This window comes from Streptomyces sp. NPDC001530 (assembly GCF_042894545.1).
Taxonomy (GTDB): domain Bacteria; phylum Actinomycetota; class Actinomycetes; order Streptomycetales; family Streptomycetaceae; genus Streptomyces.
In genome coordinates, this window is the sequence record NZ_JBIAVS010000050.1 from 13268 (window position 1) to 27658 (window position 14391).

Annotated in this window: 15 protein-coding genes and 3 pseudogenes; 10 read left to right on the forward strand and 8 right to left on the reverse strand. The window is 67.7% G+C overall.

The window, feature by feature from the left end:
• The first annotated feature begins 40 nt into the window (after window positions 1-40).
• Entirely contained in the window at window positions 41-1204 is a 1164-nt protein-coding gene (locus ACFY0T_RS48795) for an FAD-dependent oxidoreductase (RefSeq protein WP_388885290.1), read from the forward strand.
• Window positions 1205-1295: 91 nt separating this feature from the next.
• A pseudogene (locus ACFY0T_RS48800) lies at window positions 1296-1505 on the forward strand (IS5/IS1182 family transposase); the annotation flags it as partial.
• Between the two features lie 127 nt (window positions 1506-1632).
• Here the strand turns inward: ACFY0T_RS48800 and ACFY0T_RS48805 are convergent.
• The gene (locus tag ACFY0T_RS48805) at window positions 1633-1833 is read right to left on the reverse strand and encodes a hypothetical protein (protein ID WP_388885293.1); all 201 of its coding nucleotides are present in this window, start codon (window positions 1831-1833) and stop codon (window positions 1633-1635) included.
• The gene (locus ACFY0T_RS48810; protein ID WP_388885295.1) at window positions 1796-2389 is read right to left on the reverse strand and encodes a TetR/AcrR family transcriptional regulator; all 594 of its coding nucleotides are present in this window, start codon (window positions 2387-2389) and stop codon (window positions 1796-1798) included. Before ACFY0T_RS48810 ends, ACFY0T_RS48805 begins: the two co-directional genes overlap by 38 nt.
• A 111-nt stretch (window positions 2390-2500) precedes the next feature.
• Here ACFY0T_RS48810 and ACFY0T_RS48815 point away from each other — a divergent pair, with 111 nt between their 5' ends.
• Both ACFY0T_RS48815 and ACFY0T_RS48820 read left to right on the forward strand, forming a co-directional pair.
• Window positions 2501-3511, forward strand: coding sequence for an NADP-dependent oxidoreductase (locus tag ACFY0T_RS48815; protein WP_388885297.1), 1011 nt, complete (start codon window positions 2501-2503; stop codon window positions 3509-3511).
• 51 nt (window positions 3512-3562) lie between these two features.
• Window positions 3563-3947: pseudogene (locus tag ACFY0T_RS48820) on the forward strand (pyridine nucleotide-disulfide oxidoreductase); the annotation flags it as partial.
• A gap of 193 nt (window positions 3948-4140) precedes the next feature.
• On the opposite strand, the gene ACFY0T_RS48825 reads toward ACFY0T_RS48820, so the two are convergent.
• The 4 genes and pseudogenes from ACFY0T_RS48825 to ACFY0T_RS48840 all read right to left on the reverse strand — a co-directional run bounded on the left by ACFY0T_RS48825 (window position 4141) and on the right by ACFY0T_RS48840 (window position 7192).
• Window positions 4141-4383, reverse strand: coding sequence for a helicase associated domain-containing protein (locus tag ACFY0T_RS48825; RefSeq protein WP_388885300.1), 243 nt, complete (start codon window positions 4381-4383; stop codon window positions 4141-4143).
• A 295-nt stretch (window positions 4384-4678) separates the two neighbouring features.
• Window positions 4679-5458, reverse strand: coding sequence for a hypothetical protein (locus ACFY0T_RS48830; RefSeq protein ID WP_388885303.1), 780 nt, complete (start codon window positions 5456-5458; stop codon window positions 4679-4681).
• A gap of 75 nt (window positions 5459-5533) precedes the next feature.
• Window positions 5534-5806 (reverse strand): annotated as a pseudogene (locus ACFY0T_RS48835) (transposase family protein); the annotation flags it as partial.
• 417 nt (window positions 5807-6223) lie between these two features.
• A complete protein-coding gene (locus tag ACFY0T_RS48840) occupies window positions 6224-7192 on the reverse strand; it encodes a helix-turn-helix domain-containing protein (RefSeq protein ID WP_388885306.1) in 969 nt (322 codons plus the stop codon).
• Window positions 7193-7525: 333 nt separating this feature from the next.
• On the opposite strand from ACFY0T_RS48840, the gene ACFY0T_RS48845 reads away from it, so the two are divergent.
• The gene (locus ACFY0T_RS48845; protein WP_388885308.1) at window positions 7526-7966 is read left to right on the forward strand and encodes a peptidoglycan-binding protein; all 441 of its coding nucleotides are present in this window, start codon (window positions 7526-7528) and stop codon (window positions 7964-7966) included.
• Window positions 7967-8240: 274 nt separating this feature from the next.
• Complete coding sequence (locus ACFY0T_RS48850) at window positions 8241-8681, forward strand: transposase (protein WP_388885329.1); 441 nt, start codon at window positions 8241-8243, stop codon at window positions 8679-8681.
• On the opposite strand, the gene ACFY0T_RS48855 is transcribed toward ACFY0T_RS48850, so the two are convergent.
• Window positions 8593-9498 (reverse strand): LysR substrate-binding domain-containing protein, encoded by a 906-nt coding sequence (locus ACFY0T_RS48855; RefSeq protein ID WP_388885311.1) that lies wholly within the window; start codon window positions 9496-9498, stop codon window positions 8593-8595. The two genes, ACFY0T_RS48850 and ACFY0T_RS48855, sit on opposite strands and share 89 nt — an antisense overlap.
• Before the next feature lie 42 nt (window positions 9499-9540).
• Between ACFY0T_RS48855 and ACFY0T_RS48860 the strand changes: the two genes are divergently transcribed.
• Window positions 9541-10368 (forward strand): flavodoxin family protein, encoded by an 828-nt coding sequence (locus ACFY0T_RS48860; protein ID WP_388885314.1) that lies wholly within the window; start codon window positions 9541-9543, stop codon window positions 10366-10368.
• A 368-nt stretch (window positions 10369-10736) separates the two neighbouring features.
• Here the strand turns inward: ACFY0T_RS48860 and ACFY0T_RS48865 are convergent, their stop codons facing one another.
• Complete coding sequence (locus ACFY0T_RS48865) at window positions 10737-12137, reverse strand: hypothetical protein (RefSeq protein WP_388885317.1); 1401 nt, start codon at window positions 12135-12137, stop codon at window positions 10737-10739.
• A 19-nt stretch (window positions 12138-12156) separates the two neighbouring features.
• On the opposite strand from ACFY0T_RS48865, the gene ACFY0T_RS48870 reads away from it, so the two are divergent.
• From ACFY0T_RS48870 to ACFY0T_RS48880, 3 genes are all read left to right on the forward strand, one after another.
• Entirely contained in the window at window positions 12157-13161 is a 1005-nt protein-coding gene (locus ACFY0T_RS48870) for a hypothetical protein (protein ID WP_388885320.1), read from the forward strand.
• The gene (locus tag ACFY0T_RS48875) at window positions 13158-13568 is read left to right on the forward strand and encodes a hypothetical protein (RefSeq protein WP_388885323.1); all 411 of its coding nucleotides are present in this window, start codon (window positions 13158-13160) and stop codon (window positions 13566-13568) included. The genes ACFY0T_RS48870 and ACFY0T_RS48875 overlap by 4 nt, the downstream gene beginning before the upstream one ends.
• Before the next feature lie 106 nt (window positions 13569-13674).
• Complete coding sequence (locus ACFY0T_RS48880) at window positions 13675-14229, forward strand: GNAT family N-acetyltransferase (protein WP_388885326.1); 555 nt, start codon at window positions 13675-13677, stop codon at window positions 14227-14229.
• Window positions 14230-14391 lie beyond the last annotated feature (162 nt).

Genomic DNA, 14391 nt, shown 5'->3' on the forward strand with positions numbered 1-14391 from the left:
AGCTGTCCGGCGCTCCGCCCGCACGGGAACGAGGAAGCCCATGAACACCAGCCACCACCCGATCGCCATCGTCGGCGCCGGCCTCGGCGGCCTGACCCTCGCCCGGGTCCTGCACGTCCACGGCATTTCCGCAACGATCTACGAGGCCGACCCCTCGGCGAAGTCCGGCACGCAGGGCGGCCAGCTCGACATCCACGAGGACGACGGGCAGCGCGCGCTCGCCGACGCCGGCCTCACCGACGAGTTCCGCGCGATCATCCATGAAGGCGCTGAGGCGGCGCGCGTGCTCGACCAGCACGGCAAGCTGCTGTTCGACGCCCCCGACGACGGCACGGCGCGGCGTCCCGAAGTGCTCCGCGGAGACCTGCGCCGGATCCTGCTCGACTCCCTGCCCGACCAGACGGTCCAGTGGGGATACAAGGTCACTGGTGTCCGGCCCCTCGGCGATGGCCGACACGAGCTGACCTTCGCCGACGGCTCGACCGTGACCAGCGGTCTCCTCGTCGGTGCCGACGGCGCCTGGTCGAGGATCCGCCCACTGCTCTGCGACGCCAAGCCCGAGTACGTCGGCACGACGTTCATCGACACCTACCTGTACGACGCCGACGAGCGGCACACCGCGACGGCCGAGGCGGTCGGCGTGGGCGCGATGTACGCGCTGGCCCCGGGCAAGGGGATCATCGCGCACCGCGAGGCGGGGAACATCCTTCACGCGTACGTCGAGCTGAACCGCTCCGCCGAGTGGATCGCCGGCATCGACTTCACCGACGCCGCCGCCGCGAGGGCTCGGGTCGCGGCCGAGTTCGACGGGTGGGCTCCGGAGCTGACCGCGCTGATCACCGACGGCCAGACCGCTCCGGTCGCGCGCATGATCCACACGCTCCCGGACGGACACCGGTGGGAGCGCATGCCCGGGGTGACGCTCCTCGGCGACGCCGCGCACCTGATGCCGCCGTCCGGTGACGGCGCGAACCTGGCGATGCTCGACGGCGCCGAACTCGGTAAGGCAATCGCCGCTCACCCCGACGACTTGGAGGCGGCACTCACCGCCTACGAAGAGGCGCTGTTCCCGCGCACCGAACGCTTCTACGCCGAGGCGCACGAAATGCTGGACCTCTGCCTCGGCGACCGCGCACCGTTCGGATTCATCGACCTCTTCAACAGTGCTCCCCAGGGTCAAGATGGGGCACATGAGCAGCGCTGAGCTGTTCGGATTCTTCGCGGCGACGGCCGAGACCGAGCGTGAGGACATCCGCGAGGCCACCCTCGACGGACTCGACACCGCAGCCCGCAAGGGCAACCACGGCGGCCGGCCCCCGGCCTTCGACAAGGCCCAGTACCGTCGCCGCAGCGCGGTCGAGCGGTGCGTGAACAAGGGGAAGCAGTTCCGCGCGGTGGCCAGCCGGTACGACAAGCGCGACTGCATCTTCAACGGCACCCTGACCGTCGCAGCGATCGTCATCTGGCTCCGCGACACCGTCCAAGAGCCATCAGAAGCGCCCTAGTGGGCCGGGCGAGGGGCTGCCGCCCCTGCGTGATCCGGAGGGGCCCGAGCTGGACGAGGACGACGACGGAGGGCAGGACTGACCGTCAGGTGTCATCGAGATCAGGAGCCGACCAGGGCGTGATCAGCTAGCGCGCCTGCGCCTTCGTCAGCCGCTTCCCAGCGGTCGCGGTCCGCTCCCGGGGAGCGCGCGGCTCGATGCCGGTGACCTTGACCGCCTTGGCGAACTCGGCGTCGATCCGCCCTTGCCGAGCGCGCGGCCGAGTTCGCCGGTCCGCGTGCGCGACGATTTCAGCTACGGGCGCGAGGGCGGCGTTTTCCCTCGGCATCGCTGCTCGCTGCGCTGGTCAGGAGCGCGCTTGCGACAACGTCGAAGAGGTGATCGGCGCGTGGCGCGAGCGAGGGTTGATCGCCGAGCCAGGCGAGCGCCGCTACCAGCGCGAACAAATCGGCGCCATCAATGTCGGTCCGCGCCATGCCCGCGGCCTGGGCACGGGTGAGGAGCCGCGCACCGGCTGCGCGCAGGGTGACGCACGAAGCGTGGAGTGCGGATTCGGTGTCCTCGATGGCGGCTGCCATCAGCACGGTCACGCCCCGATACTCGGTTGTCCACGCGACGCAGTCGCGTAGCCACGAAACGAGAGCGTCTTGGGGCGAGCTCGACGTCTCGAGCTCGCCTGCCTTTGCCGTCAGTTCGTCGAAGCTCGTGCGGAGCAGGGCGTCGAGCAGCGCCTCGCGCGTCGGGAAGTGACGCAGCAGCGTCGCGAGTCCGACATCGGCCCTGCGCGCGATGTCGCGCAGTGACACGTCGACGCCTTGCTCGGTGATGGCGGTGCCCGCTACTGCGAGCAGGTGGTCGCGGTTCTTCCTGGCGTCGGCCCGCATCTGTCCCTCTTGACTATCCGGATCAGTGGTCCATATATTCGGATCAGTGGTCCGTTTATGTGGATCGCTGATCCGGATAAGCCTATCCCGCAGCGCGGGCAGGAGAAAACGATGCCGACACACACGATGAGGGCGGTCCGGCTCCATGAGCACGGCGGCCCTGAAGTTCTGCGTGACGACGAGGTGCCGATTCCCGAGCCGGGGCCGGGTGAGGTGCTCGTTCGCGTGCACGCGGCCGGCATCAACCCCCCCGACTGGTACCTGCGCGACGGGATGTCCAACCTGCCTCCGAAGACGAGGCCGAAGTTCAGCTTGCCCGTGATTCCGGGGACGGACCTGTCGGGCGTCGTCGAGGCCGTCGCCGCGGACGTGGACGGCCTCTCCGTCGGTGATGAAGTCTTCGGTCTCCTTCGCTTCCCCAGCTTCGATGGCAGCACATATGCCGAGTACGTGGCCGCGCCTGCGTCGGACCTCGCACTCAAGCCGGCCGGCATCGATCACGTGCACGCCGCCGGGGCGCCTATGGCCGGGCTCACCGCGTGGCAGTTCCTGATCGAGCTCGGACACGATCACCCCTCGCCCTTCCAGGCGGCGCAGCATCGTCCGGTGCCACTCGACGCCAACGTGACGGTGCTCATCAACGGCGCCGCGGGCGGCGTGGGGCACTTCGCGCTACAGCTGGCGAAATGGAAGGGTGCACGTGTCATCGCGGTGGCGTCGGGCGCGCATGAATTGTTCCTGAGCGAGCTCGGCGCCGACGAGTTCATCGACTACACCAAGAGCCGTCCCGAGGAACTCGTGCACGACGTCGACCTCGTTCTCGACACCGTCGGCGGCCCCGACAGCAAGCGCTTCCTGCGCACGCTCAAGCGCGGCGGCTCCCAGTTCCCCGTGTTCTTCGGCGAATTCGACGAAGAAGAGACCGTGAAGCTGGGCGTCACAGTCACGGGCACCCAGGTCCGCTCGAACGGCGCGCAGCTTGCCGAACTGGGACGCCTGCTCGACGCGGGCACGGTCCGCGTCGCGATCGACAGCACGTTTGCGCTCGCGGATGCCCGGGCGGCGCACGAACGCGCCGCCCGAGGGCACATCCAGGGCAAGATCGTGCTCACGGTCGCTTAGGAACGAGCCGTTTCACCGACGCGTCCGGCGCTCGTCCGCGGGGCACCGGGTACCGTGATCGTGGAGCGTGAACTGCTCGGCGGGGAGTGCTCGTTCTGGGCCTGCGACCCGAGCAAGGCGCTGCTGTGGCCGGTGGTGGCACGTGCCGACGCGCGCCGCGTACCCGGGTTGCGCCAGGCGGTGACCGGGCCGCTGGACGTCGAGGCGGTCCTCGCGCACCGCGACAAGATGTCCTCGTACTGGAAGGACGAGGACCAGGTCGACTGGCTGGATTCGGTCTCCGTCGATCTCATACGCGGCCACGGCCGGCTTACCGGTCCCCGCCAGGTGGCGGTGCAGACTTCCGAGGGCGACACCGTCCGGCTGACCGCCCGGCACGCCGTGGCCATCTCCACCCGGCACCAGCGCGGCCCTGCCTAACATCCCCGGACTCGACACCCGGGTGTGAGTAGTTGAGGTACAGGAAGTAGCGCCGAGATTGATCCCGGGACTGCAGCGCCCGTCTGAGGGCCCCGGACAGGCTCAAGCGGCGTGATGAAACCCCTGGGGACCTACGAAGAAGCTGCGAAAACCCCGAGAAGTAGAGGGAGTTGAGAAAACCAGCTGCTACCCCACGCCAACCCAGACAGTCACCAGCGCATGCCGAGTTGATCGAGGTCGGCTCGGCGCTGTGCGGTGAGCCTGGCAGCGCGGCGACGGGTGTTGTCCACCCATGCCCCCAACTTCACGGCCACCTCTTGGCCGCCGTCTCCCTCGCCCACAGTGATCGTCTCTACGTGCTTCCTCGGAACGGTGAGATGGCCTTCGCGCGCGTGATACGGCCGTGCCGCGGCGAGGTTGAGCGCCCATTTGTCGTCTTGGGTGCGCCTCATCGGCCGCTCCTGGACGCTGGCCGGCGTGAGTCCGAGAGCGTTGTCGAGAAGCCACCTCTGGGCGGGTAGCAGTTTGTCCCAGCTCAGGCGCTGGGCGCTTGTCCACGCTCCGAGGTCTTCGCCCTGGACGATGAGCTCGCCTGCTTCGGCAGGAAGTTCGCCGCCTGCTCCGAGATGGGTGCGGGCGAGACGTAAACAGCGCTGCCAGGCAATGAGGCTTTTCCAACCTCATCGTGAGACTGCGAGGTTGGAACACCGCAGGGTGTGCGGAAAGCTCTGTCGGCTCAAGCAGCGTTCACCGCCTCGGCGCTCCCCACCATCTCCCGCGCTGGTGATAGACGCGGTTCCAGTCTTCGCCGGTGGCATTCTCGGGCACTGCTACGAGCATCGATTTCGCTTCGTCACACACGCGCTCGGCCTGAGCCGCGGTCAGGCGTCGGCAGTTCGAAAGCAGCCCCGCCATCTCGGCCGCCAGCGGATCGTCGGGGCGCGACGGCTCGGGGAGCTCGACACCGGTGATGGCGGCGAGGTCACCAGCCGAGATGCCCAGGGTGGTAGAGAAGCCCGTCACCAGGTCCGTGGTCAGCGGAACGCGGCCCCGGCCGATTCCGCTGATCGTGGAGGCGGCCAGGTACACGCGGCCCTCGGTCAGCAGGGCCAGGGTCTTGGCCGCGGCGGTCAGGGAGTGCAGGTTCCGGTTGCCGCACAGCAGGTTGGCGAGCATCGCACCGAAGCCCGCCTCGTGCTGGTCATAGGTCCGCGGCGGATGGGACGGAGGGTCTCGGCGTTCGTGCGGCAGCTGATCGACCAGCCAGTGGACGCGGGCTCTGTGATCCGACGGCAGCGCCATCGTGATCTTGACAAGACTCGCGATTCCGGGTCCGGCTGCCGGATCCCCAGGGGTGCCAGCTTCCGGCGCTGGGACGTCGGCGATCACGTAGAGGTCGGCGGCATGGAAACCAAGAGCGGGGGCAAGGTTGTCGAGCTGCGAAGCCAGCGGCGGCACGCCCGAGACAATCGAGCGGAGTTCGGTCTCCGAGATGCCGGACGCCGAGGACAGCCATGTGACATCCATCCGACGGTGATTCAGAAGTCGGGTCAAGAGCACGCCGAAGCCTGGGTGATTCGCCACAGTGCGCATTTTCCAGCCTCAGGCGTTTGTGGCGAGGTGGAGGGCCAGGACGGCTTGGACGATTCCGGTGATGCGGGTGGTGCTGCACCGGAGCCTGCGTAGGAGCCGCCAGGCCTTGAGGGTGGCCATGGCCTGCTCGCCGAGTGCGCGGATCTTGGCGTGGGAGGCATTGACGGCTCGCTGGCCTGCCGAGAGTTTGTCCCAGCGGCCTCGGTAGGGGACGCGGACGGTGCCGCCGGCTCCTTGGTAGGCCTTGTCCGCCCAGCAGCGGATGCCGGCCTGGGCCAGGGCGGCGGGGATGTCGTCCGTCGTGTTGTGCGATTGCCTCGCGCATGTGTACGGCAACGCTGCTGATCATCCGGACCGCGAACGCCGGTATCCCTCGGACGTGACGGACGGCGAGTGGGCGGCCATCCGGGCGTTGCTGCCGATGCCGGACTGGCTGGAAGGCCGGGGTGGGCAGCCCGAGGGCTATTGCCACCGCCAGATGCTCGACGCGATTCGCTATCTGGTCGCGGGCGGGGCTCCCCGCGGGCGATGCCCGCTGACTTCCCGGCCTGGGGCCGGGTTTACGCCTTCTTCCGCCGCTGGCAGCAGACAGGCTTGATCGCGGAGTTCCACGACCGGCTGCGCGGGCTGGTCGTCTGACCCCAGGCCCAGACCGAGCGTCCAAGGTCGGTCACGCGAAACGCGGCCGCGCGGAGACCATCACGCGGAGGAGCGGGGATGATTCTGGTCGCGCCAGGCCCGAGGCGAGATTCCGTATGCCTGTTTGAACACCTTGCTGAAGTGGGTCGCGTCCACGAAGCCCCACCTTCGTCCTATCGCTGCGATGGTCCGCAGTCGGCCGTTCGGGCCGGCCAGCTCTCGCCTGCATTCGGCCAAGCGGCGTGTACGGATCCAGTCTCCGAGGCTGATGCCCGACCGGGACAGCACAGCGTAGAGATGACGCACGGAGACGCCGTGTGCAGCGGCGATCCGTGCCGCCGACAGATCGGGATCAGCCAAACGCTCCCGGATGTATTGAGTGATCCGCAGGCTGAGTGTCGCCTCCAACGGCCCCTTGGCCAGGCTGGAGTTGCCGTGCTGCGACGCCAAGACGGCACGCAGCAGTTCGACGCTGGGTTCCACGACGGCGTCGGCGTGCACGCCCTGGTGCATTTCGTCGCTGACGGCCAGTTGGGAGAAGTATGTGAAGGCGAGGCGTGCAATGGGGTTGTCGGATCCCAAGGGGACCGCGGTGATGTCTCGTAGCAACCGCTCGGGGAGCGCGAGTGCCGCGCGGGGGAAACGGAAGAAGTGGTAGTCGACTCCCTCGTCGAAGAGATGCGTGTAGGGAGCGATCGATTCGTAGACGGCGCAGTCTCCCGGCCTCAGTAGGCACTCGCGACCGTTCTGCACCACCAGGCTGGTGCCCGTCACCTGCAGGCCGAGGGTGACGGCCGGCTCCTCGTCCTCCCGGGCCAGCCGCTCCGTCCGACGGATAGTGACCGCGGTCGCCCGCGCCGAACAGATCCTGAGGGGCCCAACGGTGCCGAGCCCTATGCGAACGGAGATGTCCTCAGCCGGAGGACGGTGGTCGATATCGACCGCCACCATGGATTCCCACACCGCGTGCCGGATCACTTCCTCCCGGTCCTGCGGCGGTATGAACGCGGTATCCAGGACCGGGCTCATGAGGCATACCTTCGTCTGCGTCGGTCATAGAGCCGGCCTGACAGTACCTCGGCCCGTTCCCCCACAAGTCCCCCCTCGACACGGACGGTTCCCGACATCAGTTTGTCGGGATTCTCCCTCGCTGTACAACGGCTTCGACGGGCACACACAGGGCCCTCACCTGATGCAGCGTCAACGTGAAGCAGTGCACTACTGACAAAGTTCCCTGCACGGATGACAAAGTCCGAAACCCACGATGACCCTAAGGTCCATGGGCGAGGCCAGAGAAACGTAGCTGTTCAGCAGGCGTGGACGCGCATAGATCAAACTCCATACTGAAAGGAAGCAATAGGCATGCGCAAGACAGGTAAAAGCAAGGCACTTCTCGCGACAGGGACCATGATGGCGGCCCTACTGGGAGGAGTGATCACCGCTGCCCCAGCCCACGCAGCAGACGGGGTGTGCACCGGATCCGTGGTGGTACAGAACGGGTCGGGCCGGCACTTCGTGTTGCCGATCAACGTCGCGAACAACACGAGTTACTGCTACCTGCAGTACGGGCACACCGGTGCCGGGGTCAGAGCCCTGCAGAAGAACATGAACAGCTGCTACGGCAAGACGCTCGAACTTGACGGCAGCTTTGGGCCGGCCACCCGAGATGCTCTCCGAGACGTTCAGGACAGGATCGGCGCGGCGGTTGACGGCGTCTACGGCCGCGAGACCAGGGGCAAGATGAAGTGGGCCCGCTACAGCAACGAAACCGGCGCGCGGTACGACTGCATCTATCTGGCATGACTTAAGTAGCCGTATCTCAACCGATCATGGAACGTGCAGGTCGAACAGGGTTCCTGGTCGGGTGGTCTTCCGGCTGTCCGCGCATGCGGGCAGGGCCCCTCGGTAGCTCGGTGATGCGAATCGATCCGAGCAGTACCGGGAGGCCCTGTTGTCGTATATGTACGCGTCCGAGCTGGTTGATTTCAGCTCGTCCGCCGTGTCGTGCGATTGCCTCGCGCATGTGTACGGCAACGCGGCCGATCATCCCGAGCCCGAGCCGCGGTATCCGTCGGACATGACGGACGCGGAGTGGGCGGCGGTGCGACCGTTGTTGCCCACGCCGTCCTGGCCGGAGGGCCGGGGCGGGCGGCCCGAGGGCTACTGCCACCGCCAGATGCTGGACGCGATCCGCTACCTGGTCGCGGGCGGGATTTCCTGGCGGGCGATGCCCGCGGATTTCCCCTGCCGGCCGCGGGTCTATGCCTTCTTCCGCCGGTGGCGTGAGCATGGGCTGACCAAAGAGTTCTTGTACTTGTGCGGCAATTGCTCCATAAGCCGAACGATCCGCGGGTGCACGAGCGGGCTCACCGGCCAGACTCCGGCCCGCAGGAAGCCGGGATTGTGCATCCCGAACGCCATTGAGCTGCTCAGTGATCGGTGGAGGGCGCCTCTGCCGAGGCGTGCAGCAGCAGGTCGCGCAGTGCCGTGGCGGTGTCCGACGGCTCGGTGGGGGTGAGGACGACCTGGTCGGCGGTGGTCGAAGGGCCGGTGAGGGGGATGATGCGCAGGCCGGGTGGCTGGTGTTCGAGTGCGGATTCGACGGCGATGCCGATGCCCGTTCCGGCGGCGACATGAGCGGCGATGGCATGCACGCTGTCAGCGGTTCTGATGATGCGCAGATTGGCTCCGCCGATGTGGAAGGCGGACAGGAGGCGGTCGCAGAGACCGCTGTTGATCTGGTGAGGCCAGGTGAGCAGGCCGGTGGTGGACAGTTCGGACGCGCTCAGCTCGGCGTGCCCGGCGAGGGGGTGGGCCGCGGGTACGAGCGCCATGAACCTCTCGGTGGACAGCACCCTCGCGCGTACGCCGGTGACGTCGCCGGTCGCCCAGCCGATGCCCAGCCCGATCGTCTCCGCCCGCAGGGCGGTGAGCTGGGCTGTGGTCGCCATGGTCTCCGGCACGATCGTCACGTCGGGGAAACGGTCGCGCAGTTGCGGCAGACAGCGCAACAGCAGCTGGTGGCCGGTGTATTCGGCGTGGCCGACGACGAGGGTGGTGCGAGTCCGGTCGCCGGCGGCCAGGGAGCGTCCGCGCTGCTGGAAGCGGCGCAGCTGGGCCAGGGTGGCGTGGGCGTCGGGCAGCAGCGCTTCGCCGAGATCGGTCAGTGACACCCGGCGGCTAGTGCGGTGGAACAGCCGCCCGCCCAGGGTGCTCTCCAGCCGCCTGACGGCGTCGCTGACGGTGGGCTGCCCCCGGTGCAGGCGCGCGGCGGCGCGGCCGAAGTGGAGCTCTTCCGCGACCGCGACGAATGCTTCCAGTTCCAGCCTGTCCACGGGACCAGGCTAACGCGATCGATCGGTGTAGCCGATCGCTGCGTGCCGAAGTTCGGCGTTGATGCCGTGCCGTGCGCAGGTTGTGATGGCTGGGCAAGCAAGGATTTCCGCACAACCGGAAGTAGTGAAGAGCACATGCCAGTCAATGACGTTGACCGTGAGCACGACGCGCCGATGGTCACGGTGACGGTGGTCTACCACTCGGTGCACGGGCACACCCGGGTCCTGGCCGAGCACCTCGCCGACGGGGCGCGGCTGGTGCCGGGCGCCCGGGTGCATCTCGTCGAGATCCGGCCCGAGGACGTCATCGCGGGCCGTTGGCTCGATGCGGAGGTGCTGGCGCTGCTCGAGCGCTCCGATGCGATCGTCTTCGGCTGCCCGACGCTGATGGGCAGCGTGTCGGCGGTGTTCAAGGCGTTCATGGAGGCGGCGTTCACGCCGTTCACGACGCAGGCGTGGAAGGACAAGCTGGCCGGTGGGTTCACCATGTCCGCCTCGCAGAGCGGGGACAAGCTGGTGGTCCTGGAGCAGTTGGCGGTCTTCGCCGCGCAGATGGGCATGCAGTGGATCGGCGTGGGCGACATGCCGGGCAACAACTGGAGCGGCGGCACCCGCGACGATGTGAACCGGCTGGGCTCGTGGCTGGGTCTGATGAGCCAGAGCCACGCCGACCAGGGGCCGGAGCACGCCGGATCGCGCGGCGACCGGATCACCGCGCAGCGGTACGGCGAGCGGATCGCCGGGCTGACTCAGCGTTGGGTCAACGCCGTGCCGTACGACACCCCCCGGATGACCGAACACGAGGCCCGCGCCCTGTCTGCCTCCCTCAGGGAGACGGACGACGCACCGGCAGCGCTGACTGGCGCCTGACCTCGTAGACCGACCCGCACCGGCGTCGGCGTCGGTGTCCTGGACAGGCAAGCCGTGAGGTCCGTATCGGGAAAGACGGCACGCCTGCCATCGGGGGTCATTCGGGGACATCGGCGCCGGAAAGGGTTGGACAACGTGCCGGAAACGGCCACCGGAGAGCTCTGGAAGGACCTGTGCCCTGAAGAACTGGCGCGCATCGGCAAGGTCGCACCCCGACCCGAAATAGGCGACCGCGCTGGTCAGGGCCCTGCTGGTCCTCACGAACCACGAAGTCGCCCGCCGGTCGACGATCTTCACGAGAGTCATGACCCGTGACCAGCCCGAGCATCCCGCGATCCACGCACACCAGCCCACCTGACCTGCGATCTTCATGATTTGTCGGTGACTTCGGCCAGGGCGCGGGTCCACACCGCCGCGCCGAGCAGGCCCTTGAGGTGTTCCAGGCGGGCGTGCGCCTCACCCCAGTCGCTCTGCCACTGGCCCCGGTCCATGACGGTGCGCAGGTTGTCCAGTGCGTGGTGTAGGTGGGCCAGGCGGCTGTGGTGCGCGGGGTGGACCCGGGCGTTAGTGCAGGCCAGACACATCAGGAACGAGGCCCCGCAGCCTCCGGCGGGGCCGGGATAGGGGCTGTTGTCGTAGTCATGGCAGTCGGCGGTGGCTGTCGGCTGGTCGGATGGGTCGGCTCTCTCGCGCAGTTCGGCGGCGAAAATCGTTTCGCGGGCCTTGGCCACGACGGCCTCGGCCGCCTCGGCGATGACCGGGATCGCGGCCCGGCGGACCAGGGGGTCGGCCAGGGCGTAGACGCGGTCGTGGGTGGCCTGACTGTTCTGTCCGGGCTCGCGCCGGTGCAGAGTGTTCACCGTCCGCCGCCCCCTGCGGAATGCTGAGGAGGAGAAGCCCTGTTGGGTCGCCCAAGTCTTGGCCGTGCAGCCGGAGATACCGAGCCCGAACACCCCGACGCCTGACTTCTTGCTCGTGTCGTCCTGCGGGTAGCCGTCCAGCGGGGCCCTGGCGGAGCGCCAGATCAGGAATTGGTCCGTGCCGGGGCTCAGTGTGTGGACAGCAGCCCGGGCGAACACGGTGGCCTCCAGTGCCTGCGTGATGAGTCGGCCCGGGGAGGCGGCCCCGGCGTCGGTGAGGTTGCGGGTCTCGAAGTACCGTCCGGTGCCGCGCTTGTGCTTCTCCAGTTCGACCCGGTAGATCCGCGTGCCGTCGCTGCTGGCGTCCGGAGCCGCTTGCGGCACCTTCAGACGGTTGATCACTGACAGGTTCCAGCCGTGCTCGGCCAGCAGCAGCACCCCCAACGCGACCGTCTCCATCCGGGTCAAAAACAGCCGCTGCCACGTGTGCTCGGGCCTCTCCCCGCCCAGCACCCTGACATAGCGGGCGAGCACCCTGCCGCGCTGGCGAACCCTGGTGTCGTGGGGTGCCTCGCCGGTCCGGGCCAGACAGTCCAGTGCCTCACCCAGCAGCCACGCCTCGCTGCCGCGAGCGAACGCCCCTGACTGCCATTGGGCAAGGTGGCGGGCATTCTCCGTGATCCGCAGATGTGCGGTACGGAACATTCGCCGCGCCGTCGAGACGATCGCGTCGAACTCGCCACCCTGGAAGGACACCTCCTTCGTCTTGGGCGCCAGGACGCGTTGGGAGACAGCTTCCCGTGCCGCCGCGGACAGTCGCGGGTCGTCCAGCAGCAGCCCCCGCACGGTGACGATCTGCCGGTAGCCGAACAAAGTGTTCGGTCGGCTGAGCTTCCCCTGCTTCCACACCCCCGCTGTCAGCTGGTCGATGTCGGCAAACCGGCATGCCCTTCGCGGCCAGATGTGCCGCCACTACAAGGACGCCACCAACGACGACGGCCACCACATCTCCGCCGGCGTCGAGCGGGAGGTCCCCTGGGTCGCCATCGCCCCAGTTGTCCGCTCCGTTCGCATCCTTGAGCGCATCGTCCCCGAGGGCGAGCTCCTTTTCAGCGCCGCCCATCACGACTTCCAGGGGGCCAAAGCCCACCATGGGGCGCTGAAGAACGGGACTCTGAACCGCCGCATCGACAGCTTCGTCGCCTGGGCCAACCGCGAAGCCGTCACCCAGGGCCTTCCGCAACAGGCCATCCCCGAGGACCCGCACGGTGAGCTCGGCATGGCCCGGTTCAGACGCACGCTGGCCTGGCACATCGCCCGCCGCCCGGGCGGGCTGATCGCCCTCGCCATCCAGTACGGCCACATGCGCACCGTCCTGGACGTACGCACATCCACCGGCTACGGAGCTCGCGGCCGCCGGGGCATCCACGGGGTGCTCGATGTCGAGACGGCCCTTGCCGCGGCCGACACCGCCGCGCGGCTCCGCGACCGCATGGCCGCCGGTGAGAAGATCTCCGGACCGGCGGCCCGTCGCGCTGTCACCGGCGCGACCAAAGCCCCGCACTTCGAGGGCCGCATCGTCCCCTCCACGTTCGCGAGGAAGGCGGCCGCCTATCTCGCCCGGGACGGCATTGTCCTGTTCGACAACCCCGACGCCCTCCTGATCTGCGCATTCAAGCGCGAGACGGCATTGTGCCAACCGGCACCGAACGCGACCTCGCCGAATGTGCTCGACTGCCGGGCAGGCTGCGGAAACATGGCCCGCACCGACACTCACGCCAGTCAACTGCGTGATCGCGCCGACGAGATCGACCAGCTCGCCGCGCACGCACCCATGCACATCGGCAACCGGCTGCGGGCCAACGCCGCCCGACTCCGCCAGGCCGCCGTCACCCACGCCGCCACCGCCGAGACCGCCGAGGCCCTGAGATGACCCAGCAACCCACCGACGAGCGCACGCGCATCCGCGAGGCCATAGACCGCCTCCTGGCCGGGCAAGCCACCGCCTCCAACGGCAGCCTCACCGTCGTCGCCCTCGCGGCTGAGGCCGGCGTCCACCGCATGGCCCTCATGAAGAGACACGCAGACCTGAAGAACGAGTTCTACGAACGTGTCCGCAACGAAACCCGGCAGGTCCCGGAACCCGAGAAGCGACTCCGGGAAACCGTCACGAAGCTGAAGAAGACCATCGCCAACCAGAAGGCCGAAATCGAAGACCTTCGCCAGCAGGTGACCAGGCTCGCCCTAGCCAGCGCCGTCCTCACTCATAAAATCGACAATCAAGAAGAAACCGCACCTATCTCCGACAACGTCATCGCGTTCCCCCACTCGAAAAGCTGAGAGGGCAGTAGCGAATGTTCGGGAGCCTCAAAGTGCCTGGTCAAAGACTGTCTAGAGCGTTCGCGAAAGCCTGGATCTCACACGCTGCAGCGTGATCAAATAGGGGATGACATCGTTCTGGACTGGCAAACAGGTACGCCTGCGCGGTATCGAGCCCGACGACTGGAGCGCGTTCATGCGCTTCGCCGAGGATGAGGAGCGTTTAGGAGACCTGCTCAACCCACCCCGTTCCGCCGAGGGCTTCCGTGCATGGGCGAAGGAGCAGTCCGTTGCCAAGCCCGACGGCGATTGCTTCGGGTTGGCAATCCAAGCCATCGACACGGGCAAGATAGTTGGTGCTATCGGCTCCCACCATGCTGATCCACGTGCGGGCTGGTTCGAGTACGGCGTCACGATGTGCGCTGGTCATCGACGCAAAGGCTACGCGACAGAAGCCGTGGTGATGCTGCTGAGCTTCATGTTCGCCGAGCGGCGCTATCACAAGTGCGAAGCACGGATCTTCGCACACAACGAGGCATCACTGGCACTTCAACGTCGGCTCGGTTTCATCGAAGAGGGCCGCCTCCGCGACCACGTGTTCTTCGCCGGTCGGCACCACGATCTCGTCATGATGGGCATGCTCGCTGACGAGTTCGCCCAACTGCACTCGACGAGCGAATGAGCTTCCACCCAGAGCGCCGGTGCCACTGCTTCCGGTCCGGCGATTGGATACGTGGGCCTGTTCCGGTTACTGAGCTCGTCGGATTGTTGTCGGGTGGCGGGTGAGGGTGAGTCCGGTGCCGGCAAGACAGCCGTCGATGAGGTCGGGGCGTTGCTGGATGTG

Coding starts and splice junctions, on each gene's coding strand:
- ACFY0T_RS48805 (WP_388885293.1), bottom strand. CDS start 1,833: ATGCCGAGGGAAAACGCCGCCCTCGCGCCCGTAGCTGAAATCGTCGCG.
- ACFY0T_RS48810 (WP_388885295.1), bottom strand. CDS start 2,389: ATGCGGGCCGACGCCAGGAAGAACCGCGACCACCTGCTCGCAGTAGCG.
- ACFY0T_RS48845 (WP_388885308.1), top strand. CDS start 7,526: ATGCGCAAGACAGGTAAAAGCAAGGCACTTCTCGCGACAGGGACCATG.
- ACFY0T_RS48875 (WP_388885323.1), top strand. CDS start 13,158: ATGACCCAGCAACCCACCGACGAGCGCACGCGCATCCGCGAGGCCATA.
- ACFY0T_RS48830 (WP_388885303.1), bottom strand. CDS start 5,458: ATGGATGTCACATGGCTGTCCTCGGCGTCCGGCATCTCGGAGACCGAA.
- ACFY0T_RS48880 (WP_388885326.1), top strand. CDS start 13,675: ATGACATCGTTCTGGACTGGCAAACAGGTACGCCTGCGCGGTATCGAG.
- ACFY0T_RS48825 (WP_388885300.1), bottom strand. CDS start 4,383: ATGAGGCGCACCCAAGACGACAAATGGGCGCTCAACCTCGCCGCGGCA.
- ACFY0T_RS48795 (WP_388885290.1), top strand. CDS start 41: ATGAACACCAGCCACCACCCGATCGCCATCGTCGGCGCCGGCCTCGGC.
- ACFY0T_RS48815 (WP_388885297.1), top strand. CDS start 2,501: ATGCCGACACACACGATGAGGGCGGTCCGGCTCCATGAGCACGGCGGC.
- ACFY0T_RS48850 (WP_388885329.1), top strand. CDS start 8,241: ATGACGGACGCGGAGTGGGCGGCGGTGCGACCGTTGTTGCCCACGCCG.
- ACFY0T_RS48870 (WP_388885320.1), top strand. CDS start 12,157: ATGTCGGCAAACCGGCATGCCCTTCGCGGCCAGATGTGCCGCCACTAC.
- ACFY0T_RS48840 (WP_388885306.1), bottom strand. CDS start 7,192: ATGAGCCCGGTCCTGGATACCGCGTTCATACCGCCGCAGGACCGGGAG.